The 24,757-nt window shown below is 60.8% G+C and carries 27 protein-coding genes, 1 tRNA gene and 1 pseudogene; 16 read left to right on the top strand and 13 right to left on the bottom strand.

Annotation, left to right across the window (positions count from 1 at the left end; all coding sequences use genetic code 11):
• Window positions 1-685 precede the first annotated feature (685 nt).
• The 5 genes from HALAL_RS0105955 (at window position 686) to HALAL_RS0105930 (ending at window position 3,728) form a co-directional block, all read left to right on the top strand.
• Window positions 686-937 (top strand): hypothetical protein, encoded by a 252-nt coding sequence (locus tag HALAL_RS0105955; protein WP_025273126.1) that lies wholly within the window; start codon window positions 686-688, stop codon window positions 935-937.
• Window positions 934-2,001 carry a hypothetical protein gene (locus tag HALAL_RS18475; RefSeq protein ID WP_156937623.1) on the top strand — a complete coding sequence of 356 codons (1,068 nt, stop codon included), beginning with the start codon at window positions 934-936 and terminating at the stop codon, window positions 1,999-2,001. Before HALAL_RS0105955 ends, HALAL_RS18475 begins: the two co-directional genes overlap by 4 nt.
• On the top strand, window positions 1,946-2,395 hold the full coding sequence (locus HALAL_RS18470) for a hypothetical protein (protein WP_156937622.1): 450 nt from the start codon (window positions 1,946-1,948) through the stop codon (window positions 2,393-2,395). Before HALAL_RS18475 ends, HALAL_RS18470 begins: the two co-directional genes overlap by 56 nt.
• Window positions 2,396-2,639: 244 nt before the next feature.
• Window positions 2,640-3,233 (top strand): hypothetical protein, encoded by a 594-nt coding sequence (locus HALAL_RS0105935; RefSeq protein WP_025273122.1) that lies wholly within the window; start codon window positions 2,640-2,642, stop codon window positions 3,231-3,233.
• Between the two features lie 186 nt (window positions 3,234-3,419).
• Complete coding sequence (locus HALAL_RS0105930) at window positions 3,420-3,728, top strand: hypothetical protein (RefSeq protein WP_025273121.1); 309 nt, start codon at window positions 3,420-3,422, stop codon at window positions 3,726-3,728.
• A gap of 285 nt (window positions 3,729-4,013) precedes the next feature.
• Here the strand turns inward: HALAL_RS0105930 and HALAL_RS0105925 are convergent, their stop codons facing one another.
• The 5 genes from HALAL_RS0105925 to HALAL_RS0105905 form a co-directional block, all read right to left on the bottom strand.
• A complete protein-coding gene (locus HALAL_RS0105925) occupies window positions 4,014-4,280 on the bottom strand; it encodes a glutaredoxin family protein (protein WP_025273120.1) in 267 nt (88 codons plus the stop codon).
• Window positions 4,280-4,957 (bottom strand): peroxiredoxin family protein, encoded by a 678-nt coding sequence (locus HALAL_RS0105920; protein ID WP_025273119.1) that lies wholly within the window; start codon window positions 4,955-4,957, stop codon window positions 4,280-4,282. The genes HALAL_RS0105925 and HALAL_RS0105920 overlap by 1 nt, the downstream gene beginning before the upstream one ends.
• 3 nt (window positions 4,958-4,960) lie before the next feature.
• Complete coding sequence (locus HALAL_RS0105915; protein WP_211240433.1) at window positions 4,961-5,902, bottom strand: cytochrome c biogenesis CcdA family protein; 942 nt, start codon at window positions 5,900-5,902, stop codon at window positions 4,961-4,963.
• An 86-nt stretch (window positions 5,903-5,988) separates the two neighbouring features.
• Window positions 5,989-6,933 carry a M56 family metallopeptidase gene (locus HALAL_RS17430; protein ID WP_025273117.1) on the bottom strand — a complete coding sequence of 315 codons (945 nt, stop codon included), beginning with the start codon at window positions 6,931-6,933 and terminating at the stop codon, window positions 5,989-5,991.
• Window positions 6,933-7,292 carry a BlaI/MecI/CopY family transcriptional regulator gene (locus tag HALAL_RS0105905; protein WP_025273116.1) on the bottom strand — a complete coding sequence of 120 codons (360 nt, stop codon included), beginning with the start codon at window positions 7,290-7,292 and terminating at the stop codon, window positions 6,933-6,935. The genes HALAL_RS17430 and HALAL_RS0105905 overlap by 1 nt, the downstream gene beginning before the upstream one ends.
• A gap of 374 nt (window positions 7,293-7,666) precedes the next feature.
• Between HALAL_RS0105905 and HALAL_RS0105895 the strand changes: the two genes are divergently transcribed.
• From HALAL_RS0105895 to HALAL_RS0105870, 6 genes are all read left to right on the top strand, one after another.
• Window positions 7,667-8,407, top strand: coding sequence for a cytochrome c biogenesis CcdA family protein (locus HALAL_RS0105895; protein ID WP_025273114.1), 741 nt, complete (start codon window positions 7,667-7,669; stop codon window positions 8,405-8,407).
• A gap of 47 nt (window positions 8,408-8,454) precedes the next feature.
• Entirely contained in the window at window positions 8,455-8,967 is a 513-nt protein-coding gene (locus HALAL_RS0105890; protein WP_156937621.1) for a hypothetical protein, read from the top strand.
• 260 nt (window positions 8,968-9,227) lie between these two features.
• Window positions 9,228-9,518, top strand: coding sequence for a hypothetical protein (locus HALAL_RS0105885; RefSeq protein WP_025273112.1), 291 nt, complete (start codon window positions 9,228-9,230; stop codon window positions 9,516-9,518).
• 280 nt (window positions 9,519-9,798) lie between these two features.
• On the top strand, window positions 9,799-10,257 hold the full coding sequence (locus HALAL_RS0105880) for a DUF2752 domain-containing protein (RefSeq protein ID WP_025273111.1): 459 nt from the start codon (window positions 9,799-9,801) through the stop codon (window positions 10,255-10,257).
• Between the two features lie 150 nt (window positions 10,258-10,407).
• Window positions 10,408-11,187 (top strand): thioredoxin-like domain-containing protein, encoded by a 780-nt coding sequence (locus tag HALAL_RS17425; protein ID WP_169732410.1) that lies wholly within the window; start codon window positions 10,408-10,410, stop codon window positions 11,185-11,187.
• Window positions 11,188-11,820 (top strand): DUF305 domain-containing protein, encoded by a 633-nt coding sequence (locus HALAL_RS0105870; protein ID WP_025273109.1) that lies wholly within the window; start codon window positions 11,188-11,190, stop codon window positions 11,818-11,820.
• A 750-nt stretch (window positions 11,821-12,570) separates the two neighbouring features.
• Here the strand turns inward: HALAL_RS0105870 and HALAL_RS0105860 are convergent.
• Both HALAL_RS0105860 and HALAL_RS0105855 read right to left on the bottom strand, forming a co-directional pair.
• Window positions 12,571-12,918 carry a DoxX family protein gene (locus tag HALAL_RS0105860; RefSeq protein WP_025273107.1) on the bottom strand — a complete coding sequence of 116 codons (348 nt, stop codon included), beginning with the start codon at window positions 12,916-12,918 and terminating at the stop codon, window positions 12,571-12,573.
• A gap of 107 nt (window positions 12,919-13,025) precedes the next feature.
• Window positions 13,026-13,478, bottom strand: coding sequence for an Lrp/AsnC family transcriptional regulator (locus tag HALAL_RS0105855; RefSeq protein WP_025273106.1), 453 nt, complete (start codon window positions 13,476-13,478; stop codon window positions 13,026-13,028).
• Between the two features lie 118 nt (window positions 13,479-13,596).
• On the opposite strand from HALAL_RS0105855, the gene HALAL_RS0105850 reads away from it, so the two are divergent.
• Window positions 13,597-14,214: a LysE family translocator gene (locus HALAL_RS0105850; protein WP_025273105.1), complete on the top strand. Its 618-nt coding sequence runs from the start codon at window positions 13,597-13,599 to the stop codon at window positions 14,212-14,214.
• Window positions 14,215-14,510: 296 nt separating this feature from the next.
• Here HALAL_RS0105850 and HALAL_RS0105845 read toward each other — a convergent pair.
• Both HALAL_RS0105845 and HALAL_RS0105840 read right to left on the bottom strand, forming a co-directional pair.
• A tRNA-Pro gene (locus tag HALAL_RS0105845) sits at window positions 14,511-14,587 on the bottom strand.
• A gap of 173 nt (window positions 14,588-14,760) precedes the next feature.
• Complete coding sequence (locus HALAL_RS0105840) at window positions 14,761-15,660, bottom strand: metallophosphoesterase (RefSeq protein WP_025273104.1); 900 nt, start codon at window positions 15,658-15,660, stop codon at window positions 14,761-14,763.
• A gap of 25 nt (window positions 15,661-15,685) precedes the next feature.
• On the opposite strand from HALAL_RS0105840, the gene HALAL_RS0105835 reads away from it, so the two are divergent.
• The 4 genes and pseudogenes from HALAL_RS0105835 to HALAL_RS19275 form a co-directional block, all read left to right on the top strand.
• Window positions 15,686-16,141, top strand: a complete 456-nt coding sequence (locus HALAL_RS0105835) for a GatB/YqeY domain-containing protein (protein ID WP_025273103.1) — start codon at window positions 15,686-15,688, stop codon at window positions 16,139-16,141.
• A 163-nt stretch (window positions 16,142-16,304) separates the two neighbouring features.
• Window positions 16,305-17,909 carry a peptide chain release factor 3 gene (locus HALAL_RS0105830; protein WP_025273102.1) on the top strand — a complete coding sequence of 535 codons (1,605 nt, stop codon included), beginning with the start codon at window positions 16,305-16,307 and terminating at the stop codon, window positions 17,907-17,909.
• Window positions 17,909-18,757, top strand: coding sequence for a 16S rRNA (adenine(1518)-N(6)/adenine(1519)-N(6))-dimethyltransferase RsmA (gene rsmA / locus HALAL_RS0105825; protein WP_025273101.1), 849 nt, complete (start codon window positions 17,909-17,911; stop codon window positions 18,755-18,757). The genes HALAL_RS0105830 and rsmA overlap by 1 nt, the downstream gene beginning before the upstream one ends.
• Window positions 18,758-19,030: 273 nt before the next feature.
• Window positions 19,031-19,903 (top strand): annotated as a pseudogene (locus HALAL_RS19275) (4-(cytidine 5'-diphospho)-2-C-methyl-D-erythritol kinase); the annotation flags it as partial.
• Window positions 19,904-19,972: 69 nt separating this feature from the next.
• On the opposite strand, the gene HALAL_RS0105815 reads toward HALAL_RS19275, so the two are convergent.
• Genes HALAL_RS0105815 through HALAL_RS0105800 form a run of 4 tightly spaced genes read right to left on the bottom strand, consistent with a single transcriptional unit; the run spans window position 19,973 to window position 24,756 of the window.
• Window positions 19,973-20,734 (bottom strand): type III pantothenate kinase, encoded by a 762-nt coding sequence (locus tag HALAL_RS0105815; protein ID WP_025273099.1) that lies wholly within the window; start codon window positions 20,732-20,734, stop codon window positions 19,973-19,975.
• Between the two features lie 11 nt (window positions 20,735-20,745).
• A complete protein-coding gene (gene nadC / locus HALAL_RS0105810; RefSeq protein ID WP_029767465.1) occupies window positions 20,746-21,612 on the bottom strand; it encodes a carboxylating nicotinate-nucleotide diphosphorylase in 867 nt (288 codons plus the stop codon).
• Complete coding sequence (locus HALAL_RS0105805) at window positions 21,609-23,264, bottom strand: L-aspartate oxidase (protein WP_025273098.1); 1,656 nt, start codon at window positions 23,262-23,264, stop codon at window positions 21,609-21,611. Before HALAL_RS0105805 ends, nadC begins: the two co-directional genes overlap by 4 nt.
• Before the next feature lie 19 nt (window positions 23,265-23,283).
• Complete coding sequence (locus tag HALAL_RS0105800; protein WP_025273097.1) at window positions 23,284-24,756, bottom strand: S10 family peptidase; 1,473 nt, start codon at window positions 24,754-24,756, stop codon at window positions 23,284-23,286.
• Window position 24,757: the final 1 nt, after the last annotated feature.

The raw sequence follows: 24,757 nt of genomic DNA, 5'->3' as shown, positions 1-24,757 counted from the left end.
TAACTTCTACACATCATTACGTAGGGAGCAGCCGTAGAACTCAACGTACATTGTTTGACCGTTGCAGTCGGATAATTGACAGCAGAAAACGACTTCGAGTTGGGCGACACGCGTTTGTGATTGTTGACTTTGTGTCAGCAATGCGCGACACTAACGCACGCTGGGTGATCCCGATGATCATCCAGGGGTTCTTAGGCAGACAGCCAGTTTGTCTGAATCAGCGGCTTGTCAGGCCAAGCTACCAACTATGTTCTGACAAGCCGCCCCTAAACACAACTCCCCGAAAGGAGGTTTCGTGTTCTCACACATCGTAATGCATCGTGCGCGTCTTTTCCAGTCACGAGGCGGTGTTGCCGGGCGCGTCAGTTACTACTGACCGAGCGCCTGACCGGCCTTTTCACTACATTCACTACTGATACCAGCTAATTCCTAATCCGCGTGTGTCTAGAAACAGTTCGTTATCAAAACTGTTGAGGACACTCGTCTACCCCGTCATGCCTTAAAACGGGTCGTCGAGCCTGTAGTCAGCGCCTGGACGGGAACGAACGGCGTCAATCGTGGTCGCTCTTTAGCTGGGGGTTCATTGGGTGTGTGGTGGCCGGCCTCGGCAGGCTGTTTTGCGCCTTTTCCTTTCTTTGTTTCTCATCTATCCCCCGATCCCCGGGGAGAATGGAGACCCACCGTCATGCCTGAACTCTTGGGCACCGTGACATGGGAGGACTCCCGTGTCGATATCACGCAACGGTTCGGACGCGACACCGCTTGGATCGTCATCGATGGTGATTTGGCCGCCATCGTCCACCTCAAAGGCCATTTCATCCGTCCACACAACGGTTGGACGATTCCCGACGACATCCAAGCCTGGCTACTACGCGAAGCCATCGCCGCACACATCCTCCAAACCTTCCTCCGCACCGGTGAGGAGGCCGACCAATGAACACCAACACCTCTGCCCTCTTCGCCGTCTACGAAGTCTTGCTCATCGCCTACCTGCTGGCGGTTCCGCTAGTTCTCCTCCGAGCCCGGGTGTGGGAGACCCAACCGGCTACTACCGGTTCGGCCTCCGGAGGTCGCTCGCCAAGCCAGAGTAGAGCTAAGGTAAATGCCGCCTGGCCTCGGCAACTCTGGGAGCGGCTGCGCCGCAATGACACCTACCGTCACACATCGGTTGGTCATAGGAGCCAACCGGAGGACACTACTGTCATCGCTCAACGGCAATCGCGTTGGGAGAAGGCAGGATCTACTGACCCGAATAGTTCTCATCCACCGGTCGCAGCGGGGCAACAGCGGCACCGGTCAGGGGACCTGGAGCGTCCAGTCGGCCAGTCCCGGGGTTCGGTCGACGGGGTCTGGGGTTCGGTGTATCGGGATCGAGGTGCGGGTCGTCAGAAGCAGAGCCCGGGTCGTCATCGGGCGTTGCGTCGGTCGGACTCCTATTCCCACCGCACGGGTCGGAAGGTAACCGGTCGGCGTCACGTCTCCCACCGGTATACGACCCGACGAGCGACGGCCCACCGACCGGTCGCCCACCCGCCAGTGGCCGATTGGTCGGCGGATGGTCGGGCTCAGTTTGTAGGGTCGCGTCGGCGGTGGTTGACTCCGCACACCGACCCGCACCGCTCCATGAACGGGCCATTGATGACGAGCCTGGACTTCCTCGGCTACCGAGTCGAGATACGTCAGGTCACGCTCATGTCGGCCACCATCATCGCCGTCCACCCCACCACTGGACAGAGAGTCGTGTTGGGTTCGATCCTATGGGACGCCAAATACTCCGACCACGTCCTCTGGGCTAACACGCCAGCCCGCCAAAGTCTCGTGCCGAATGGGAGTTTCAACTACTTCTGGCTCAACGAACGCCTGATCGCTCAGGTGGAAGAGGTCTTCCACGACCGCGCCAAACCGGCCTCGGTGGTCTCTCATTCCGGGGAGGTGACGGGATCCTATGCCAGTGCGTTATATGCCGATCGGTACGTTCAATCTGGGCTCCATCGCGCATGAGGAGTATCGCTTCCATGGACGCTTGGATGTCCCGTCCTCGAACGTGTTCCTGTTCCACATTAATGACACCGATAGCTCTAGCCCGGATGGCACTGCGCGGAGATCGAGCGCACGTACGGGCTCCAATGGCGGTTCAGGTGGAGGCCCCGGCTACGTCGATGTTTCGTTTGAGCGTCAGCCTCCGGATGTGTTGGCCAACTGTGCCGATCTGATCAAACCCACCATCGTGCTCTACGACGATGAGCTGTTCCAGCGCACCATCACCGATCCGAACTGGCTACATCGCCTATCGGCCACACTCCAGAAGGTCGTCGGACCGCATCTCGACCCCCAACGAGCAAGGGTTCCCCGCACGGGCAACCCACCTCGACCGCGTCGGATGCTGCGGCCCTAGTGATCGCACCAGTCCACGCCACACGGCACCACAAACGCCACCAGCCGTGAGGCGTGCATTGTCTTTACTCCGGTTTCCTTCTCCTGACAACCGGCGCTGCGGGAGAGGGGAGTCAGGCCCTGTCGGAGCTCTGGAAGGTGGGCAACTCCGATAGGGCCACTAGGTCCTGCATGTTCAGCAAGATCGCTGCCGTTCAAGAAAATGGGGGATTTTCAGTTGGCAGAACGGCGATATCCTTGCGGACATGAACGTTCTCGAAGCTACCGTGAAACTGGTAGACGTCCTTGCCTGGCCGGTAGTTTCGATTGTGATCGCTTTGTTGTTTAGGAAATCCCTCGCCGGAATATTCCAGGGCCGCCGCCTCGACACCCTCCAGGCTGGTCCATTGAGTGCAACACTTTCAGCCGAAATCGACACATTGAAGGAAACCGTCGATCAATCAACCCGTCAAACCGCCATCGATTGGATGGACGACTCCGACGGTGCCGAGCCCGGCGGGTCGCACGATCCGTACCGAACGTTTCGCCTGGCAGAGGCCAATCAGGTTGCTTCCACGTCGCCTAATGCCGCAATCATCACCGCTACCGACGTCCTGATCAATCAGCTGTCGGAACTGAACTCACAATCCGACGGCCGTGCACACTCCTACGATATAAACGACATCATCGATAATCTGGTAGAGCGCAACCGTATCGATGCTAGAACAGCGGAATCCCTACACGGCGCGGTACGAATCCGCAATCGAGTTATAGAAAGTCCGCAAACCCACGTATCGTCCGAAACTGCGCAAGGGTATATAAGCCTTATATCGACACTTCTAAATCGTATTACCACATAATGCTGTCATCGCTTGTTTCGCCTCATAGGTTTTTCGCCGCATGGTATCGCCTATACCCCAACGCCATTGCTGAGTGCCACCTACGCCCTGGGGCGATATGATGAGACTTAGAAGCCCAACACGCCGATCGCCATCACTCCGAACCGCCTTCAATCCTACTATTCTTCTTCGTAAAAAGGAGAATTTATGCGGTACAACATTAAGAAACTGCTCGCAATGGTATCCGGAACGGCTGCTGCTCTTCTGTTCCTGACTGGCACTCCGGCGCACGCAATCGACGGTGGGAACGTGCACATGGAGGAGCAGATGGAATGCTGCTGCATGGACATGCCGAAGAGCCACAAGGACTGCTGTGAGGATATGGCCGACTGTATGCAGCGGATGATGCATCAGACGGATGATCCGTGGATAGAAGCCGAAATGCTTCGCATGCACCACCAGATGCTACGGGCGCAGGCCAGCGGCGAGTCATGCTGCCCCGCCAAGACGAACTAACGGGTGTGGATTGGGACAGCTCCAACGACTGACCACACGTTAGTCGATTGTGGGCCGTCCGAACGAACGTTCACCGGTGGTGTGCCGTTACGGCAAGGCTGCAATGGCACACCACCGCACCAAGAGGCAAACCCATCATTCGTGGTCCATACGCTGTAATGCAGAGTCGCACGGTATCTCCGCTTAACTTGCCGCCTACGCGCCTGCACTACCTCACCTAGAGACGAGAAGGTCACCGTAGGGAGACCGCCGAAACGAACAAGCCCAAAAGCGACTATCAGGCATTCATCCTTCGTCCACTCGTTTCCGGAAGGTTTTGCGGAGCTTCTTCTCCGAAACCCTCCCGTAGCTGAACGGCTCCCCGTCAATGAACAGTCCGGGCGCGAAGAAAATACCGTGTTCCAAAGCCATGGCACGACCGGATTCAGTGGTCATGTCCAGCTCGGTGACCGTCAACGAAAAGTCCGCTCGGAGGCGACCAAGAATCTCCTTGGCATGCGTACAGAACCCGCAGTCCTCCTGGGTAAGCAAGGTAATCTCCAGCACGGTCATTATTCTCCTCGGGACGATGCCAAATCGGCGAGGATTCCATCGACCGGTACGTACATCGTGTAGTCGGGCTCGCCGCCGTAATCGGCCCTCCAAGTGATGGTGCCCTCGCCGTCGACAAGGATGAAGGAGTGCCCGTTGGTGGTTCCGCGCATCATTCCATAGGAGTTCGTGTCATACCGTTCTGAGACGGCCAAGTCGGGATCGGAAACGCCTGTGGAGTCGAGTTCGTCATCGGCCATCTTCCGCGTGTGGATGTCGATCGGGTCGGTGGTGACGGCAAGGAATCGGTCAATACCGGAGTCGCTGAACTTGTCCCATTCCTTTTCAATGTCGGCTATTTGATCCCAACAAGGCTGACACCCACCACCTTCATGGAAATACAACAGCACGTTTTCGCCTTCGTAATCGGCCAAGCTTACATCGTCACCGTTGGTGCCTGGAAGCGTGAAGCCAGGGGCTTTCTGTCCTATTCCGGGATCACCGACGGCGTATTCGTAGCCGCTGGCTCCCGTATCGGCGGCGTCTTTCTTCGCGTCGGCGGAGACGGAGTAAACGGTGTAAAGAAGTCCAATGCCGATCAAGACCGCGATTCCGATGAAGATCTGACCGATGCTAGGTTGCCACGGCCCGGTCGCGGCATTGTTTCTACTCTTCTTACCGGTGGTCGTTGTCTTCATACGTCATCCTTTCGCGGTCGGTTCGGATTCGTGGTCTTCGCAGCAGGACTCGGCATTGTTTTGACTCGAGCCGGTTGCGATTGTTCCTCCACGCAGCCCGCGGACGGCCTTGTAGATCACCCAACCTAGGGCCACGAAAATCAATAGGCTGGTGATAATTCCCGGAACCGACGCCAAGGCCTCTTGTAGTCGTGCGGAGAAATGTCGCAGCGCAGCGGCTACGCGAGCTTGCCACCCCGCTGGGTCCATACCTTGGTCCGTGAACGCCAGTATGAACGTCAGCGCACCCATGGCCGCCATAACACCGCCGGAAAGAACCGACCACATAGGAACGGTCTTGCGTCGGCCACCAATTCGCCAGGTAACGCTCTTCGATGACAGCAAATTCGCCGAACCCCAGTCGCGCTTGTCCCACAACAAAGCCAGCACCGCCAGCGGGGCGACCATCCCGAAGACGTAGGCGACTCCGACGGCCGTTGCCGCTGGGAAGGACGCCGTAGCCCCGGAAACGGTCACGACACCGGCCAAAACGGGGGCGCAACAGGCTGATGAAATCCCGGAGAACGCGCCGAGCAGGTAGGTTGACCCCATACCCTTGCCTGAAGTGGAACGCATACCCGGCATGGGAATCTTGAAGTCCCCACCTGCCATCATCACCACCCCGAAAGCAAGCATGAGTACGCCCCCGATGGAATACACCCACACGTGCTGGGAGATGAACAAACGCGACAGCGCCGTAGCTCCCAACGCGATCGGGAGGATTACCGTAGCCACACCTGCGGCGAAGACCAGCGTCATGCCGAGGATGGCGCGCCTGTGACGAAAGGTGGAGGCGAAGTAGGCCGGAAGCATGACAGATACACAGCACGGTGCGGCCAACGCTAGGACACCTCCGAGAAAGGAGGCAAGGAGAGTGGTGGAGAACAGCAGCTCTGTCACGGCCACCCACTTTCTACTAAGTTTTCAAGTACTATGAAGGATAGTATATAAACGACCAAGTCGCCACCGCAGAAAGCGAAACTCAGAGTTTTCTAGTAGCACGACATCTGAGCCAAGACCGCCAGCGGCAATGCAGCCGCCAACACCGGAAATGCAGCTGCGGCGAAACTTCCCGCAGCAACACTGCCCGCCTGCCAGGCCGGAGTGGTCGGATGTTCTCCGAGCAGATGACGCACCCGCGAGAGAGCGTGCCCACCGGAGGCGGCCAGGGCAGCGTGGGGAGCTGCACTTCCAGCCTCGGCGAACGCAAGGATGCCCTGTGCGATGTCACGAGCGGGAACGGTACGAGTAGCCGCACGGTCGGCACACAGCTCCAGAAGATGACCAATGCGTGCGGGCAACATGCCCAGCAGAGGAATGACGGGTAGAAATCGCCCGACCAACAGGGCGACCGAAGCGACAAGGTGGTGGCGCCCGAATAGGTGGGCACGTTCATGGGCGAGAACCGCCCGCAGAGACGCGGCGTCGAGAGCGTCGATCGCCCCGGTGGTCATGACGATCGACCGGTCCCGGTCGGCAAGGCAATAAGCGGTCGCGGCGGGGTGATCAACGACGTGACATCCGCGCACGTCATCCCATCGCGCAGAGGTCGCCAACCATTCACTGTGGCGGCGGTGTTGCGCAAGGGAGGTGACGGAGTGGCGGACGGCAAGATACGTCAACCGCGCAGCGGCCCCAAAGACCAAGAGAGCCGAGATGACACCGACGGCGCTACCGCCGAACGAACCGTATTGCGACCGAAGCGCTGCCAGACAAGTGTTGAGAAAATCCGAAGCCATCGATTGGAACGACGCCATTGGCAAGAGCATGGCCAGGCCGGCAGCCGGCAACGACAGTACGAGCCCTACGGCGAAGGACATCCAAACGGTAATGGCCAGCCGTGGTCGCGACTCCAGTCCCTCGCAACGGGACAGCATCCAGGGCATACCCCACCCCAGAACGAGAGCGAACGACAAGAGGACCAGTGCGATACTCATCAGTGCCCGCCTGTGCCGCCCAAAAGCCTGCGGATCTGATCGGCCTCATCTTCGGAGACCGAGTCGACGAATTTCAGGAGTACCGCTTCCCTGTCACCTGCCTGATCATAGACTTCGGCCATACGCGTGGCATCGAAATCGACGCGCGACATCGCCGGACGATACAGATAGGCGCGGCCTTCACGATAGCGCTCAACCATCTCCTTGCGGTGAAGGTTGTCCAGCACGGTCATGATCGTCGTGTAGGCCGGGGCCTCCTTACGGTTCAGCCCCTTGAGCACGGCGCGGACACTCATCGGCTCGGACGAGCTCCACAGCTTCTCCATGACCTGAGCTTCCAATTCTCCCAGCCGCTTCATCTATCCTCGTTTCCCTCGTCGTCAGTGCTCCTATGATAACCGAGCCCCAGGGGTACTCCTAACCCGATTAGTACATACAACCCGACACCCTGAATGAAGCGGCGCACATCATGGACAGGCACGACCACAAGGTTCGACGGCATCCCTAAACTACTAATCAACTTAGTATATGGAGTGGTTCGCTCCCCAACCGTTCCGCCGACCAAGGAGAACCCCATGGTCATGCCGATCATCTGTGCGCTACCGACCACCCGCAGACGACTTTCACAGTCCGACGGGGTCGACGAGATTCGCCACGTGAGTCGCAGTACCCCAAGATTTCGACACCCCAGCGACACCGATATCGATGACCCCACGAAGAGGGCCCTTATCCAATGAGCCCGGCTGAGATCATTACCGCCGGACCGATCGTCTATGCGATCGCCATCGCCGCCGGAGCCGGACTTTTGTCGTTCATCTCCCCCTGCTGTCTTCCCCTGATGCCCGGCTATCTCTCCTATATCACCGGCCTCACCGGTGACCAATTGGAACGCGGCGGACGCAAGGGACGAGTTCTTGCCGGAGCGCTGTTGTTCATAGCGGGGTTCACTTTCGTCTTCACCTCCACCGTCTTCGCGCTCCAGACGGTAGGGAAACACCTTCTGGGTAACGGAACGACCATCGAAGTGATCGTAGGCGGGCTCATGATTCTTATGGGACTGATGTTCTCCGGACTCATCCCCTTCGGTCGCGGCTTCCAGATAAAATGGAGACCTGCCGCCGGACTCACCGGAGCGCCGATCTTCGGAGCGGTTTTCGCCATCTCGTGGGTTCCCTGCATCTCCCCAGTTCTGGCCGCTGTCACCGGGCTCGCCTACGTGCAGGGTGGTACCACTCGCGGCCTGGCTCTCGTCATCGCTTACTGCCTCGGCCTCGGCATCCCATTCCTTCTGCTCGCCCTGGGATTCCAGAAAGCCACCCGTGCGTTTAGGTTTCTCCGTTCCCACACCCGTGTGATCACCGCGATCGGAGGCGTTTTGCTGGTCACCGTCGGCCTCATGCTGGTTACCGGTGCCTGGGGCGTGTTCATCAACTGGCTACGCGCCAGTGTCGGAGTCGGAGAAATCTGGCTATGACCGACACAATGCGCTATGACACTGGAAAACATAGAAAGGACAATCCATTGAATAAAATGACCGCATTCCTCCCCGCCCTCGGGCTCCTGGCCACCGTGGCCGCCTGCGGCTCGTCCGAATCCGAATCCCAGGATTCAGAGACGGATACCGACGCCAACAAGAAAACCGCCACCGCCGCCTTGATCGCTCTCGACGGTACTGAAGCCGCCGGCAGCTCCCAAATCACGGTCTCCGAGGAAGAAACGACGGTGGAGTTGACCATCACCGAGATGAACCCCGATACGGATTACACCTCGCATCTCCACGATTCCTCCTGCGAGGCCGACCCGCCCGGTGGCGAGCACTGGTTGGCCGATCCTGAAGCAGGCATGGGTGAGGACAACGAGATTCATCTCCACCTGACCACCGACGACAGCGGCGAAGCGACGGTGACCACCTCGAGCCCGCTGGAGGCTGACGACCGCGTTAAGTCAATCGTCGTCCATACCGACGCCCCCGAAGGCCACGACCATGCCGTAGCCGGTGACCGGGTGTTGTGCGGAGACGTCGCCTACGACTGAGGTGCCGTCCATACGGTTATGGCGCTGAGCGAGCTTCTCCTAGGTAGCCGGCTCAGCGCTGCAATCGGCCCCACCTACGGTGTCGCCAAGGTTGCCCGCCACCCGCCTTTCAATGCGATCAGTGGGTGACCTCTCCCAGCGCCTAAAGCTAGATCTGGACACTGCGAGTTCCGAATCAACCAACTCTAATCCGAGAGAGAAGCCATTCCTCAAAATTTCAGTTACTATGTTGAATAGTAAGTTCGACGAAAGGGCGGTCAATGAGTAGCAGAGCCAAGACCTGGGGCATCGCAGGAGCGGGCGTACTTGCCGGTGCCATTATCGGCTTCGCCGGTACCAGCGTCGCCTCCGGTGGCCTGGGGTCCATGATGCCGGGAGATATGGACGGCATGGGCATGATGATGGACATGGACTCCGAGGACATGCAGCAAATGCACGAGCAAATGGACTCTGATCAGATGAGCCCCGAGCAAAGGGAGGAGATGCGGCGCATGCACGAAGAGACCATGGGCGACTCTACCTGCCTCGAGCACCTTGATGAATCGGAATAAGCAGCCGACGAAACGGCGGAGCGGAGGGCGAAGGCCCCTCCCCGCCGTTCTCTTAAGCACGCGATCGTGACCTATACGAGGGGCAATTGGAACCTATACACACTAGTATAAATAGAGGACATCGCTTACACCCCACCAAACCCCGTCGCAGCCGCCATAGTCGCATAGATCGACTTCGACTCCGGCCGCATTCACATCAACCTGATCCGTCGCACTCTTACGCCCTTAACTAGTACTATGTACAATAGTAATAATTGTGTTCGCTACCTAGGACCATCACATGACACGGATACCGATCAGCGCACGGCCGAGTTCCCCACTGCCGCACCGAATAGGAACCCTCCTCGTCGCCTTCGGACTGGCGGCGGCCACCGCCTACGTCTTGGCGTTCAACCCCACCGACACCAACCCGGACCCCACCGGGCCGTGCATGTTCCACGTCCTATTCGACATCAACGGGCCTGCCTGCGGCGGCACCCGAATGTACTGGTATCTCATTCACGGCGACCTCATCCAGGCCTTCCGCCACAACCCGGTGGCGTTGATCGCCTTCCCTCCAGCCGCTTACGGGCTGGTTTGGTGGACGACTTGGGCGTGGAGCGGAAAGCGCCTTCCCGCGCTGCGGATCCCTGCTTCCATTTACATCGCCTACGGAGTCATTGGCCTCGTATTTCTGCTTGTTTTGCGCAATCTTCCATCCGGACCGTTCACGTGGTTCAACATCCCCTACCTCGGCTAGACACGCCTCCCGGCGATTGCCGCACCGGAGAGGTAGAAGCACGGTCGACCATCCCGTGCTCTTGCGTTCCGAATTTCGGCACCAATGGTGTATACGCAAGGAATCTTCACCACCCGCATCGAACGACAACAAATGAGGTGTCAACCCGTCATGTCTGAATCAAAACGAACCCGCAGCCCTAAAGTCACCGTTAAGAATCCCAAGCCGTGGGGTCTGATCGTCACCTTCTCCATCATTGGCGTGGTCGCCCTCGGCATCGTCGGCGGCGCACTCTGGGTGGTTAACGACTCCAAAAAGCCGCCTGAAGGGCTGGAGAGTTTCCTTGGCGACTACGAATACTCCACCGAACTGCGCCTGGCAATGGAAGACGGAGAGATAGAAGCCGACGACCTCGAACATCCGCAGGTCGCTGAGCGCACTCACGTCGAAGAGGGAACCTACGTCGACTACGACACCGAACCGGCGGTCGGCGGAAACCACTACGGTCAGTGGCAGAACTGCCAAGGCACCGTCTACGACGGCGCGATCGACACACGCAACGCCATTCACGCGCTCGAACACGGCGCAGTCTGGATCACCTACGACCCCGACGCCGTCAGCGACAGTGATGTGGAAGAGCTCGCCTCCAATGTGCAGGGACGTGACTACACCTTCATGAGTCAATACCCCGGTATGGATCAGCCCATATCGCTCCAGGCCTGGGGCCTACGTCTGACCGTGGATAACCCGGAGGATGAACGTATCAGCCAGTTCATTGACCGCTTCGCCCAGGCGAAAGACAACACCATGGAGCCCAACGCAACATGTTCCGGCGGCGTCACCACAACAGTGGACGATCCGATGCCGGAGCCGCCGTCCGAGGACGAAGATTCCGACCATGACGAAACATCCGAGACCTCTGACGACAACGCGAAGGATCAGGAAGAGTAAATGAGCACCGAATACACCGGAAAACCCGTCCTGCTCGTCATCCTCGCCTCGGTATTGTCATCGGTCATCGGGGCCGGAGCGATGTTTCTGTGGGTCGAGGCTTCGACTCCAGGTGAAGACTCCGCTGATGCGGGGTTCCTCCGCGACATGAGTACCCACCACGCCCAGGCCGTCGAGATGTCGATCTACGAGTACAAGTACGGCGAGAACGAGAACATGCGCGCCATCGCCTACGACATCCTTACCGCGCAGCAGGGTGAGATCGGAGCGATGCGTTCTCTGCTTAACCAGTGGGAACTCAATGTGACTCACTCAGATCCGATGGTGTGGGCAGAGGACGCCGACGTTTCCGAATCCGATGCGAATGACAAGAAGGGAGTCATGATGGCGGGCATGGCCACCCCTGAACAGCTCAAGGAATTCAAGACGCTGATCGGCGCTGAGGCCGATCTACGCTTCGCCGAGCTAATGATCGCTCACCATGAAGGCGGTATCGACATGGCCGCCATGGCCGTGGACTTGGCCGACGAAGCCGTTGTTGTGAACATGGCCGAACGGATGGTGGCCGTACAGAAGCAGGAGATCATCGACATGGAACTCATCATGGAATCCATAAACACCGAGACTTCCTAACCGCGTTCGCCATGACCAGCACCGACCGCGTTGCGATGGGGAAAGCCCTCGCAACGCGCCACCATTCCTACTTTCACGACTAACGAATGCAGCACGACTACTTGTCCAGATAAGTCCGTAATGTCAGAAATAGCGCTCGGCTATGAAGGAACGATCGTCGACATCGACGCATCAATGCACGCTGGTCTGTACAAGTTCTGTTAGTGCCGCACCGAACAGAAGGCACAGTTAAATCTGGACGAAAGACACCTTGAGCAACAAGGACTTTGCGAGCAGTATAGGCTATTAAGGCAAAATCCCAGGGCCGGAAAAGGAAATACAACGAGGCGACGAGTGCCAACTGCAATTAGCTGGAGGGCATAAATGTACAGCGGATTTTGGCCAAGAGCACTAAGCTTCCTGTCGACTATCACCATCATTGGTGGAATCAGCAGCGTAGCCTACTGGTTCGATATTTCCTGGTATTGGAGTCTCGCTATTGCCCTTCCCTTTATATTGGCAGTAACCCTGTTCGATACCGCCTGGCGAAGGAAACTGGACCAATAACCGATCCCCCCAACATATCGTCCATCTCTTCAATAAAGTTGTTCGCCCCGAACGTCGACATTCCCATTCGCACAAAACTATGGTCCATCAATTAAGGTAGGCATCTACTCAAATGTCCCCTGGAATTTCGGTGTTTTGGCGAGGACCTCGTCGGGCAGGGAACGGGCACTGCCGGTCAGGGATCAACCGGTCGTCTGCCCCTCCCTAGACAAGAACTGCGAGGACCAGCGCGGCCGCCGATGGAACCAGGTACAGGATCGGGAAGACCACGCTCCTGTACGCACGCGCTCGCAGAACGGTGATTACCGCTCCCGTGAAGTAGACAACCAGTCCGATCGCGGCGGCGATTCCGATAGCGGGGACGACGAGGCCGACTATGAGTCCGACTGCGCCTGCCGCCTTGGCCCACCCGAGCCAGCTCCACCACGACCGTGGGACGCCGTACTCCTCCATGGCTTCAACGACAAAGGCGGCTCTGGATAGGAGCGCGTACGCCGAGAAACCGACCCAAAGAGCGGCGGCGACGGTGACGACTATATGAGCGATGGCCATGAGATAGCTCCGTTCTCGATTGACAAGTGCTTTCACTGTCCTGACCGGGTAGAGGCGAGAAACCTGACACCGGCTCGATGCAGCGCTCGTCGAGCCAACCGGGGCTGTTAGGACTTCAACGGCCGGTCTTCCACCAGGCGCTTCATGACGATGGTGGAGGTCAACCGCTGAACACCGGGCAAGGTCGCCAACTGCTCGTCGTAGACCTTCTGGAACGCCTCCAGGTCGGCGGTGACGACTCGCAGAAGGTAGTCCGGCTCTCCGAACAACCGCTCCGCCTGCGCTACCTGGGGAACCGAGGCCACGGCCTCCTCGAACTCCGGAACGGTGTTGCGGTCCTCCCACCTCAAGGTCGCGAAGACCAGCGACTCGAAGGAGAGCCCTATCGACTGCAGGTCGACGATGGCGCGGTAGCCGCGAATCGCGCCCGACTCCTCGAGCTCGCGCAGCCGTCGGTGGCAAGGCGAGACGCTCAGGTTCACCCTGGCGGCCAGTTCCGTCACCGTTAGGCGTCCATCTCGCTGTAGTTCAGCAATAATTTTCTTATCAAGTGCGTCCACAGAGAATATTTTACCCCTAAAACGACTCTATCTGCCATTACTTGCAATCTTCTCCTTCACAAACAGAACTAATCTTGTTCTGCACACACTGATTTCTGGTAAGAAGAAAGGGACAGCCGTGGACTCCGCCGCCGCCGTTGCCTTCTGGGTCACCTCGTTCCTCCTTGTCTGTACGCCGGGAGCGGACTGGGCCTATGCCATTTCCGCCGGACTACGCCACCGGTCTGTCGTGCCTTCGGTTGGAGGCATGCTGACCGGACATCTCGCCGCCACACTCGTCGTGGCCGCTGGGGTAGGCGCCTTCGTAGCCGAATCTCCCCATGCGCTCACTTGGCTGACCGTCGCCGGTGCCGTGTACCTCCTGTGGCTGGGAGCCACGACCTTCGCGAAGCCCGCCGGCCCACGTACCAGCGGGGAGCCCGACGTGTCATCCCCATGGCGCCAGACGTTCAAGGGCATGGGCGTGAGCGGACTGAACCCGAAGGTATACCTGCTCTTCCTTGCCATCCTGCCGCAGTTCACCGACCCTTCGGGGCCTTGGCCGATCAGCGTGCAGATCGTCTTCCTCGGTCTGATCCACATCGCGTCGTGCGCGGTGGTCTACGTAGCCGTGGGCGTGGGCGCTCGCCGTGTATTGGGGACGCGTCCTGCCACAGCCAAAGTCGTCTCCCGCGCTTCGGGACTGGCCATGATCGGTATCAGCGTCGCGCTGATCGCCAAGCCCCTGATCGCTTGACTCGCATCATGCCGGGCCCGACGGGCCGCTCGAATCCAGCTTCGCACGCTTCCGTATCGCGTCTCACCACCTAGATTCCGGTGAAAGTGTCACTCCCTGTCAATACCAGGCAAAGATTTCTGAAGGGCGACCGGCAGGTCCGGCGAGCAGCACTATGTGATGACGTCAAAGCAATCATTCGACATGGTTCGGATCGTGTCAGGGAGTGCCGTACGATCCCACTGACCAAGTGCTAACCGTGGTCATGCCCAGGAAAGCAAAACAGGCCAGGATTTGCGCCCTGACCTGCAATGATGTGGTCGGGTTGACAGGATTTGAACCTGCGACCCCCTCGTCCCGAACGAGGTGCGCTACCAAGCTGCGCCACAACCCGTTGCGTCGATCCATCGAATGGATCCCGCAAAGTACGCATCGATCATACCCGACTTGGCCATCCGTACCCGATGCGGGTCAGCGAGGCTGACTCGAGTCACAGTTCCCCGCTCCCCGCCCCGGGCAACACGGCCACGGCACGAATCGACCGCACTGCGTCGATCGGTGAGGCGACTACATTTCCCTCGGCACGAACGTCAAGAGACTCGCCTCCGGCGCACAGGCAAAGCGGACCGGCGCGTACGGCGACGTACCGAGCCCCGCCGACACGTGCAGCCACATGTCATTGCCCCAGTCGTGCAGCCCCTTCACTCGACGACGGTCGATGCCGCAGTTGGTCACCAAAGCCCCGTACCCGGGCACACACACCTGACCACCGTGGGTGTGCCCGGCGGCGACGAAGTCGTATCCGTCCGAGGCGAAGTCGTCCAGCACCCTCGGCTCCGGCGAATGGGCCAGCCCGATCGACACGTCGGCTTCCGCCGGAACCGGTCCGGCCACCGCCGAATAGTCGTCGTAGTCGAAGTGGGGATCGTCCACCCCGGCGAGGTGCATGTTCAAGCCACTGAGACGCTGGTCGGTGGACTTGTTGTTCAAATCCATCCAACCGCCCGACGTCAAGATCCGACGCAGATCCTCCACCGGCAAGGGCTCACCGTACTTGTGCTCGCGGTTCTTGTTGAAATACGTAAACGGGTTCTTCGGCACCGGAGCGTAGTAGTCGTTCGAACCGAAGACGAACGCCCCAGGCGAGTTGAAAAGCGGCCGAAGCGTGCGCTCCACATACTCCAGCGCTTCCGGATGCCCCAGATTATCGCCGGTCAGCAGCACCAAATCGGGATCCAACGCCGATAGCGAGGCCACCCAATGCTGCTTGCGATACTGCCCCGGCGTCATATGCAGGTCGGAAATGTGCAAAACCCGCACCGGTTCGCTTCCAGCAGGCAATACCGGCACCGCAAAATGACGAAGTGTGTACTGAACCCGCTCGTATAGGGAAGCATACGCAAGCGCGAGGGCACCTGCCCCGATCCCTATTCCGGCGGCTACTGCTAGTCCTCGGCTTTTCCTCATATCCCCAAGGGTAGATTGTTTATCTGTGAGTGAATTGAAGACCCAACTGGAAGCGGACATGCGCGCCGCCCTCAAAAACAAGGACAAAGTGACCCTTAACACTCTTCGCATGGTGTTGACGGCCGTCAAGAACGAGGAGGTCTCCGGGAGCTCCTCCCACGAACTCCAGGACTCTGACGTGCAGAGAATCCTGACCAAGCAGGCCAAACAACGTCGCGAAGCCGCCGACGCCTTCCACGACGGCGGCCGCACCGAGCAGGCCGAAGCCGAACTGGCCGAAGAAGCCGTCATCAAGAAATACCTGCCCGAACCACTGACTGAGTCGGAAATCACCGAAATGGCTCAGACGATCATCTCCGAAGGCGGCTACGAAGGCCCCAAGGACATGGGCAAGGTCATGAAGACCCTGCAACCCCAGGTAGCGGGACGTGCGGACGGGAAAACCGTCTCCCAGATCGTCAAGGGCCTCCTGGCCACCTAGAGCGACGAACGCGGCCGGCGGCACTCCCGGGAGCGTGGCGAAGTGACGCCTCCGAACAGCGGGGCTAAAGTTGACGTAAGCATTTCTCGAAGCTTTTCCGCAGTCTGTGCGAACCGCTTCGACCACAGTTCGCGCCCACCATCCTGCCGTTTATGAGGAGTCTATGTCTTCGCAGGTCGCCCAGGAAGCCGCCCGCCGCCGCACTTTCGCCGTCATCTCGCACCCCGACGCCGGTAAGTCCACGATCACCGAGGCGCTCGCGCTCTACGGTGAAGCGATTCAATCCGCCGGTGCGGTCCACGGCAAGGGCAACCGCAAGGGCGTGGTCTCCGACTGGATGTCGATGGAAAAAGATCGAGGCATCTCGATCACTTCGGCGGCCTTGCAGTTCGACTACCGCGACTGCGTCATCAACCTCCTCGACACCCCCGGCCACGCCGACTTCTCCGAAGACACCTACCGGGTGCTGACGGCCGTCGACGCGGCGGTCATGCTTCTAGACGCGGCCAAAGGGCTCGAACCGCAGACCCTGAAGCTCTTCGAGGTCTGTCGCGCGCGCCGCATCCCCGTCATCACCTTCATCAACAAATGGGACCGTCCCGCCAAGGACGCTCTCGAACTGCTGGAGGAGATCGAAGAGCGCATCGGCATTAAACCCACCCCGGTGACCTGGCCGGTCGGAATCGGCGGCGATTTCAAAGGCGTCATCGAACGCATGCCCATCGGCGGCAAACAGGCCGACGGCATGGTGCGTTACGAACGCACCGCTGGAGGTGTCGCCGGTGCCGAAAGCGAGGTCCTCGACCCCGCCGTCGCCGAAGAACGTTTCAGCGAAGACTACCTGCGCGCACGTGAAGAGTCGGAACTCTTGGACGAGATCGAGGCGGACTTCGACCGTGAAGGTTTCCTCGCCGGAGACACCAGCCCGACGCTGTTCGGTGCCGCCCTGGTTCACTTCGGAGTGTCGCAGCTGATGGATCTGCTGGTCGACATCGCTCCGTCGCCGTATTCACGCGAAGACGTCTCCGGCAAGCCGCGCGAGGTCTCGGGCGACTTCAGCGGTTTCGTCTTCAAATCGCAGGCGAACATGAACGCCTCGCACCGCGACCAGTTGGCGTTCGTGCGGGTCTGCTCCGGGCATTTCGACCGGGGTATGCAGGTCACGCAGACCCAGTCCGGGCGAGGCATGTCCACCAAGTACGCGCAGACGATGTTCGGCTCCAGCCGTGGTACGGCCGAAGAGGCTTGGCCGGGCGACATCGTCGGTCTGGTCAACGCCAGCGGCCTGTCGGTGGGAGATACGATTTACGCCGGTTCCAAGGTCGAATTCCCGCCGCTTCCCGCGTTCGCTCCCGAACAATTCGGGGCTTTGGAAATGAACGACACCTCCAAAGCCAAACGGTTCCGCAAGGGAATCACTCAGTTGGACGCCGAAGGTGTGGTCCAAGTGTTGTATTCCGAACAGCGCGGAGACGCCACACCGGTATTGGCGGCCGTGGGGCCCTTGCAGTTCGACGTGACGTTGGCACGCCTCAAGGCCGAATTCGGCGTCCCGGCCGAAATCAACCACCTGCCGTATCAACTGGCCCGCCTCACCGACGAAGAGGGGGCCAAGCGTTTGCAGACCGCTCCCGGAGTCGAGATCTTCCAGCGTCCCCGCGACGGCGCCTACCTGGTGGCACTGCCCAATAAGTACCGGATTCAGACCTTGGTCAACGACTACCCGGACCTCATGTTGGAGCCTCTCCTGGCAGGGGGACAAGGCTAGTGGCCCAGCTGCTGACAAGTAAGGACATCCGGGCGATCTCCACCGGTCTGGGCATCAAGCCCACCAAAAAATGGGGACAGAACTTCGTGGTGGACGCCAATGTGGTGCGCCGGATCGTCACAACCGCAGGAGTATCGGAGTCGGACGACGTCCTGGAAGTCGGCCCCGGCCTCGGATCTCTGACCGCAGCGCTGCTGGAGGTCGCCGCGTCGGTGACGGCCGTGGAAATCGACCCCAAACTCGCCCTGGCACTTCCGACCACGCTTGAGGCCCGGACGTCGCCCGTCGAATTCGGCAAACTGTCGGTCGTCCAGACCGACGCGGCCCATATGACGTCTGAGCAACTGCCGACCGAACCGACCGCACTGGTCGCGAACCTTCCTTACAACGTCGCCGTTCCGGTTGTCCTGCACGCGCTGGAGACCTTTCCCACTCTGCGTCGCGGCCTGGTGATGGTGCAGAGCGAGGTGGCCGACCGTCTGACCGCCTCCCCCGGCTCCAAGATCTACGGTTCCCCGAGTGTGAAGATGGCCTGGTACGCCCGGGCACGCCGCGCGGGTGCGATATCGTCGCAGGTTTTCTGGCCGGTGCCGAAAGTCGCGAGCGGACTGGTGTCGTTCGAGCGCATCACCTCCCCCGACGCCGACCGGAAAGAGGTCTTCGCCGCCGTCGACGCCGCATTCGGACAGCGCCGCAAGATGCTACGCCAGGCGCTACGCGACTGGGCGGGCAGTGTTTCCGAGGCCGAACGGATCATGGACCTGGCCGGGATCGATTCCACGCGACGCGGCGAATCGTTGACCATCGAGGAGTTCATTGCCTTGAGCCGGGCGAAAAAAGAGTCCTGACTCGCACAACGCCCGACCCTGTGGAGTTCAGTGGTTAGCCGGGTTTTAGCCTCCGGTTCGCGCTTTCTTGTCACAATGGTGTGGTGAGGCTGGAAAGCATCGAATTCGGCGAAATGCCGATGAGGCGGTTGTGGTGTCGGCCAAGTTGACCGATACTCAATGGACCGCCGTCGGGACGTTGGGCGTCCCGATCGCGTCACCTCGGTCGTTGACAGACACTGACCATCACGTGGATGGGACCGGTGTGAGGACTTCGGATTGGAAGGGGCCCTTATGGGTGAATCGGAAACCGCGTCTGCGGAGCGCTCGGATGTCGTGTCGGTCGATGTGGGTGCCAAGATCAATCCGCACCTGGGTGTCGGTCCGGTACGGGCCGACGGATTCCACGAGCTCACCACCGTCTACCAGTCCATCTCGCTGTACGACACGGTCACGGTGCGGCGCAATCCCCCCGACGCCGGAGTGTCGATCACCATCGCCGGGGAGGGCGCGCGAGAGTTGCCCACCGATGAAACGAACCTGGCGGTGCGTGCGGCCCAGCTGATGGCCATATACGCCGACATCTCCCCCGACGTCGATATTCATCTCCAGAAACGCATCCCGGTCGCCGGGGGCCTGGCGGGCGGATCGGCCGACGCCGCCGGAGTGTTCATCGCCTGTCAACGCCTGTGGGACATCGACATCAGCGACGCACAGCTCGATCAACTGGCCTCGGGGCTGGGTTCCGACGTTCCCTTCTGCCTGCACGGCGGCACGGCCGTCGGCAGCGGCCGAGGCGAGTCCGTGTCGCAACTCGACACCCGAGGCGAATACCACTGGGTGGTCGCCACCTCGCACACTCAGATCTCCACCCCCGAATGCTATAAGGAAGTCGACCGCCTGCGGGAGAGCGGCATCGGTCGTTACAGCGACAACATCACCGACATTCGACGGGCGTTTGAGACCGGTGTTTCCGCCCGGGAGCTGGCCGAACTGCTCATCAACGACATGGAGGCCGCCGCCGTCAGTCTGCGTCCGGAGTTGGCGTCGGTCATGCACGGCGGTTTGGAGGAGGGCGCGCTCACCGCGCACGTATCCGGCTCCGGTCCTACGGTATTGTTCCTGGCCCGCGACTCCTCGCACGCCGCTTCACTGGCGCGTCGCATTACCATGCGCGGGGGAGTGCGCAGCGTCCATCCCGCCTTCGGCCCGGTGAAAGGGCCGAAAGCCACCGGCTTAGGTATTGCGTTCCCAGATCATCCGCAGTCCGTGGAGGGTCAGGTTGGGTTCGTGGTGGGTAACGGTGGTCGTCTCGGTGATGACGGCGGGCGCCAGTCCACCGGTGGCCACCACCGCCGTCGGTTCGGCTCCCAATTCGGCGACGATCCGATTGACCATGCCGTCCACCTGGGAGGCCGTACCGAAGATCATCCCCGACTGGAGACATTCCACGGTGTTCTTCCCGATAGCCTTGCGCGGCTTGGTCAGTTCCACCTTCAACAGCCGAGCCGCCCGAGCGGCGAGCGCGTCGATCGACACTTCCATCCCCGGGGCGAACGCGCCGCCGAGGAAGTCGCCGTGTTCGGAGATGACGTCGATGTTGGTGGAGGTTCCGAAGTCCACTGTGATGCAGGGGCCGCCGAACATGTGGTAGGCGGCGTGGGTGTTGGCGATGCGGTCGGGTCCGGCTTCCTTGGGGTTGTCGATCGACAGGCGCACTCCGGTTTTGACGCCCGGGGCGACGGAGATGAGTTTGGCGTGCGGGTAGAAGCGTTCGGCCATGCGGGCGATTTCCCAGGCGGCCTGGGGAACCGTGCTGGACAGGGCGATTCCGTATATGTTGATGCCGTCTTGGTCGAGGAGCGCGCGGAACTTGATGCCGAGTTCGTCGGCGGTGTCCTTGGAGTCGTTCTTCAGACGCCAGGAATGGACGAGCTTCTCGCCTTCGAAGGTCGCCAACACCGTGTTGGTGTTCCCGATGTCCACACACAGCAACATGTCACAAACTCCTACAGGTCCAAACCGATGTCCACGATGGGCGACGAATGGGTCAACGCGCCGATGGAGATGAAGTCGACCCCGGCCACGGCGTATTCCCCGACGTTCTCCAGCGTAATACCGCCGGTGGCTTCGATGTCGGTCCTGTCCCCGACGACCTCGACGATCTCACGGGTCTCTTTGGGACTGAGGTTGTCGACCAGCAGGAAGGCGGCTCCGACGGCGGTGGCTTCGACAGCTTCTTCCATGCTTTCCACTTCGACTTGAACGTCGATGTCGGGGTTGGCTCCGCGTACGGCGTTGAAGGCGGCGGTGATCGATCCGGCGGCTTCTTTGTGGTTGTCTTTGATCATGGCCACGTCGTACAGGCCCATTCGTTTGTTGCCGCCTCCGGCGGCGCGGACGGCGTATTTTTCGAATTCGCGCAGTCCGGGTGTGGTTTTGCGGGTGTCGACGATCTGGGCGCTGGTGTTTTCCACCAGTTCGACGAAGTCGCGGGTGTGGGTGGCGATGCCGCAGAGGCGGCTGAGGAGGTTGAGGGCGGTGCGTTCGGCGGCAAGAAGGCTCCGCACGGGTGCGGTCACCGACGCGATGGGGTTGCTCGCGTTGAGGTGGGTGCCTTCTGTGGCGTGATATTCGAATTCGACCGGTCCCGGCAGTTGAGCGAAGACGGCGTGTGCCAGAGGCAGTCCGGCGAGGATGCCGCTGTCGCGGGGCACGAGGTGGGCGGTGGTGGTCTCGTCGGCCGAGAAGATCGCCTCGGAGGTTACGTCGCTCCATTGGGGCGAGAGGTCTTCGGTGAGGAAGTCGCCGATTGCCTTTTGGGTGCGTTCTGGGTCCAGCGCCAGTTGGCTGATCCGGTCAGCGACGTCGGTCATGTGTGCGGCCTCTCCTGTAGCGGTCGGAATTCGTGGCTGAGTCGCCCGTTGTCCTTTAGTTTCACATGCAGATTACCCAGCCATATCGGCGAGGCGTCGGGGTGATCGTTCCGCCAATGGCTGCCTCGGGTTTCTCGTCGCAGTCCGGCGGCGTAGGCGACGGCGGTGGCGGCGGTGTGGAGGTTGGTGGCTTCCCAGGTGTCGGGTTTGGGTTGCGGTGGTCCGGGTGCTCCGGCGCGGGCGAGTTGGCCGAGGGTGGCCGTCAGGCTGTCGGCCGAGCGTAGGACTCCCGCGCCTTCGGTCATGGCCTGTCGGATACGTCCGGGCGCGTCGTGGTGGACCAGGCGTCCGTGGCCGGTCATGGTGAGTGGAGGGCCGGGTTCGGGCTGGGTTTTGGCGATGTGTTGGGCGATGCGGCGGGAGAACACGAGGCCTTCCAGGAGGGAGTTGGAGGCGAGTCGGTTGGCACCGTGGAGGCCGGTGCGGGCGACTTCTCCGGCCGCGTACAGGCCGGGGATCGTTGACATGCCGTCGAGGTCGCAGGCGACGCCGCCCGAGGAGTAGTGGGCGGCGGGTGCGACGGGGACGAGGTCGCGGGCGGGGTCGATGCCGTGATCGCGGCAGATGGCGGTGATGGTGGGGAAGCGTCCGGTCAGCATGGTTTCGCCGAGGTGGCGGGCGTCGATCCAGACGTGCGGTCGGTCTTGGTCGCGCATGCGGGCGGTGGAGGCCTTGGCGACGACGTCGCGGGGCGCGAGTTCGGCGAGTTCGTGAACGTCGGTCATGAAACGTCGTTGGTCGCCGTCGAGCAGGTGGGCGCCTTCGCCGCGGAGGGCTTCGGAGATCAGGGGAGCGCGTCCCTCATGGTCGTCGAGGTAGAGCGCGGTGGGGTGGAACTGGACGAATTCCAGGTCGCAGACTTCGGCACCGGCCCTGAGTGCGAGTGCGACACCGTCGCCGATGGAGACGGCGGGGTTGGTGGTGTTCTGGTAGATCTGGCCGAGCCCACCGGTGGCCAGTACGACGGCGCGGGACCGTACCGATCCCACGCCGTGTTCGACTCCTTCGCCGAGGATGTGCAGGGTGACTCCGGCGGCGTGGCCGGAGTCGTCTTGCAGTAGCTCCAGTACCATGGCGTGTTCGATGACCCGAATCCACGGGTCACGCAGCACGGCCGTGTGCAGGGCACGCTGAATTTCGGCTCCCGTGGCGTCCCCGCCGGCGTGAACGATGCGGCGTGCGCGGTGCCCGCCTTCGCGGGTCAGTTGCAGTGCACCGTCGTCGTCGCGGTCGAAGCGGGCCCCGGCGTTGATGAGTTTCCGCAACTCGTCGGGGCCTTCGCTGACGGTCACCCGGACCGCTTCGGGATCGCAGAGGCCGACGCCTGCCACGGAGGTGTCGTAGGCGTGCGATTCCGGGGAGTCGGCGGGATCGAGGACGGCGGCGACGCCGCCCTGAGCCCAGCGGGTGGATCCGTCGTCGATTTCCACTTTGGTGACCACTGTGACGTGGAATCCGCTTTCGCGCAGGTTGAGCGCGCAGGTGAGCCCGGCTACACCGGAACCGACCACCACGACGTCGGTGTCTTCGGTCCAGGATGGCCGTGATCCGTGTAGGCGGGTGGTCAGTTGCGGTGCTTTGTCGAGGTTCACGGGAGGTCGTTCATTCTGTTCAGCGGTTGGAGGAGCGGCGGACGAAGTCGGTCAGGTCGGCCAGTTGGCGACTCCGGGACTCATCGTGCAGGTACATCATGTGACCGGCAGGGTATTCCTTGAATTCGATGTTCTCCCGGTACGAGTCGGGGATGAGCAGGTGATCCATCGTGTAGTTGATCGCCTCGACCGGCACCCCGCCGTCGTAGCGTCCGGCGGCGACGTGGACCTTGAGGAAGGGGTTGGCGCGCATGGCCGACGAGAGACGGTCGGTGACGTCCACGGACTTACCCTCGAATTCCTTGTACGACCACGGGTGAACGTCGCCGGTGAGTATCCGGTAGTTCTGGTCGTTGGCGTATTCCAGCTCGGCCCGAATGTAGTGGTTGAACGCGGCCGTATAGGCGGGCATCGTGGCGGCGAAGAACGGTTCGGTCGACATCTGCTCGTGAATGTAATTGTCGGCCGGGCCGGTGAACCTGGTATCGAGACGACCGGTGACCAGACGCTTGTGCCGCAGGATTTCGGCGTAGAAGCGGGTGTGTTCCAGACGCAGGTTGGCGCGGTCGACGTAATCGGGGCTGACGGCCGCCAAGGAGGCGATCTTGTGGATCGCGGCGTCGCGTTCGGCCTCGGTGGCCCGGTGACCCTTGTTCAGAATCAGGGTGTACTCGTCGGCGAAGTCGCGGGCTTCGGCGACCAGCTCGTCGAGTTCCCGATCGGGGTGCAGGCCGTGGTAGTGGGCCGTGGCCGCGTACAGCGGCAGGAACAGCGGGTCGGGGAGGTTGGAGCGGTCGGCCATGAAGTACAGCGTTTCCAGATTCAGCGCCGGGGCGATGAGCATGACGCCGTTGAGGAACATGCCGAGGGTCGACTGCAGGTAGTCCGACAGTGCGGCCGCGCGGGTGCCGCCGTAGGATTCCCCGATCAGGAATTTCGGGCTCATCCAGCGCTGATGACGGCTGGTCCACAACCGAATGACCTCGGCGACCGATTCCAGGTCTCCTTGGAATCCGTGGTAAGGATCGGCTTTTTCCTCTTCCACGGGCCGGGAGTAACCGGTGGAAACGGGGTCGATGAAGACGAGGTCGGAGGCATTGAGCAGCGTTTCGGGGTTGTCCACGATCTCGTAAGGCGGAGGAGTCATCGCGCCGACGTCACCGGAGTTGACGCGGCGCGGACCGAGAACGCCCAGGTGGAGCCACACCGACGAGGAACCGGGGCCACCGTTGAACGCGAACGTGACCGGACGCTGCTTCACGTCGGCGTTGTCCAGCGTGTAGGAGGTGATGGAGACTTCGGCCTTGGGTTTACGGCCCTTGAACTTCTCCTCCTCGGTGACCTCTTCGCTGATGACCATGCGACCGGTGGTGGCGGTGTAGTTGAGGTCGCCGAGCGAATGGTGGGTGGTCACGAAGTCGTCGGTGGGTTTGTCGTTTTTGACGTCGTTCGTCTCGCTGTTTTGCGAGGAGTTCTTTGTTTCGTCGCTCATA

The organism is Haloglycomyces albus DSM 45210 (assembly GCF_000527155.1).
GTDB lineage: Bacteria > Actinomycetota > Actinomycetes > Mycobacteriales > Micromonosporaceae > Haloglycomyces > Haloglycomyces albus.
The sequence above is the reverse complement of the archived record's forward strand: the minus strand, read 5'-3'. Positions and strand labels throughout refer to the sequence as shown.

Coding starts and splice junctions, on each gene's coding strand:
- HALAL_RS0105955 (WP_025273126.1), top strand. CDS start 686: ATGCCTGAACTCTTGGGCACCGTGACATGGGAGGACTCCCGTGTCGAT.
- HALAL_RS18475 (WP_156937623.1), top strand. CDS start 934: ATGAACACCAACACCTCTGCCCTCTTCGCCGTCTACGAAGTCTTGCTC.
- HALAL_RS18470 (WP_156937622.1), top strand. CDS start 1,946: ATGCCAGTGCGTTATATGCCGATCGGTACGTTCAATCTGGGCTCCATC.
- HALAL_RS0105935 (WP_025273122.1), top strand. CDS start 2,640: ATGAACGTTCTCGAAGCTACCGTGAAACTGGTAGACGTCCTTGCCTGG.
- HALAL_RS0105930 (WP_025273121.1), top strand. CDS start 3,420: ATGCGGTACAACATTAAGAAACTGCTCGCAATGGTATCCGGAACGGCT.
- HALAL_RS0105925 (WP_025273120.1), bottom strand. CDS start 4,280: ATGACCGTGCTGGAGATTACCTTGCTTACCCAGGAGGACTGCGGGTTC.
- HALAL_RS0105920 (WP_025273119.1), bottom strand. CDS start 4,957: ATGAAGACAACGACCACCGGTAAGAAGAGTAGAAACAATGCCGCGACC.
- HALAL_RS17430 (WP_025273117.1), bottom strand. CDS start 6,933: ATGAGTATCGCACTGGTCCTCTTGTCGTTCGCTCTCGTTCTGGGGTGG.
- HALAL_RS0105905 (WP_025273116.1), bottom strand. CDS start 7,292: ATGAAGCGGCTGGGAGAATTGGAAGCTCAGGTCATGGAGAAGCTGTGG.
- HALAL_RS0105895 (WP_025273114.1), top strand. CDS start 7,667: ATGAGCCCGGCTGAGATCATTACCGCCGGACCGATCGTCTATGCGATC.
- HALAL_RS0105885 (WP_025273112.1), top strand. CDS start 9,228: ATGAGTAGCAGAGCCAAGACCTGGGGCATCGCAGGAGCGGGCGTACTT.
- HALAL_RS0105880 (WP_025273111.1), top strand. CDS start 9,799: ATGACACGGATACCGATCAGCGCACGGCCGAGTTCCCCACTGCCGCAC.
- HALAL_RS17425 (WP_169732410.1), top strand. CDS start 10,408: ATGTCTGAATCAAAACGAACCCGCAGCCCTAAAGTCACCGTTAAGAAT.
- HALAL_RS0105870 (WP_025273109.1), top strand. CDS start 11,188: ATGAGCACCGAATACACCGGAAAACCCGTCCTGCTCGTCATCCTCGCC.
- HALAL_RS0105860 (WP_025273107.1), bottom strand. CDS start 12,918: ATGGCCATCGCTCATATAGTCGTCACCGTCGCCGCCGCTCTTTGGGTC.
- HALAL_RS0105840 (WP_025273104.1), bottom strand. CDS start 15,660: ATGAGGAAAAGCCGAGGACTAGCAGTAGCCGCCGGAATAGGGATCGGG.
- HALAL_RS0105830 (WP_025273102.1), top strand. CDS start 16,305: ATGTCTTCGCAGGTCGCCCAGGAAGCCGCCCGCCGCCGCACTTTCGCC.
- HALAL_RS0105815 (WP_025273099.1), bottom strand. CDS start 20,734: ATGTTGCTGTGTGTGGACATCGGGAACACCAACACGGTGTTGGCGACC.
- nadC (WP_029767465.1), bottom strand. CDS start 21,612: ATGACCGACGTCGCTGACCGGATCAGCCAACTGGCGCTGGACCCAGAA.
- HALAL_RS0105800 (WP_025273097.1), bottom strand. CDS start 24,756: ATGAGCGACGAAACAAAGAACTCCTCGCAAAACAGCGAGACGAACGAC.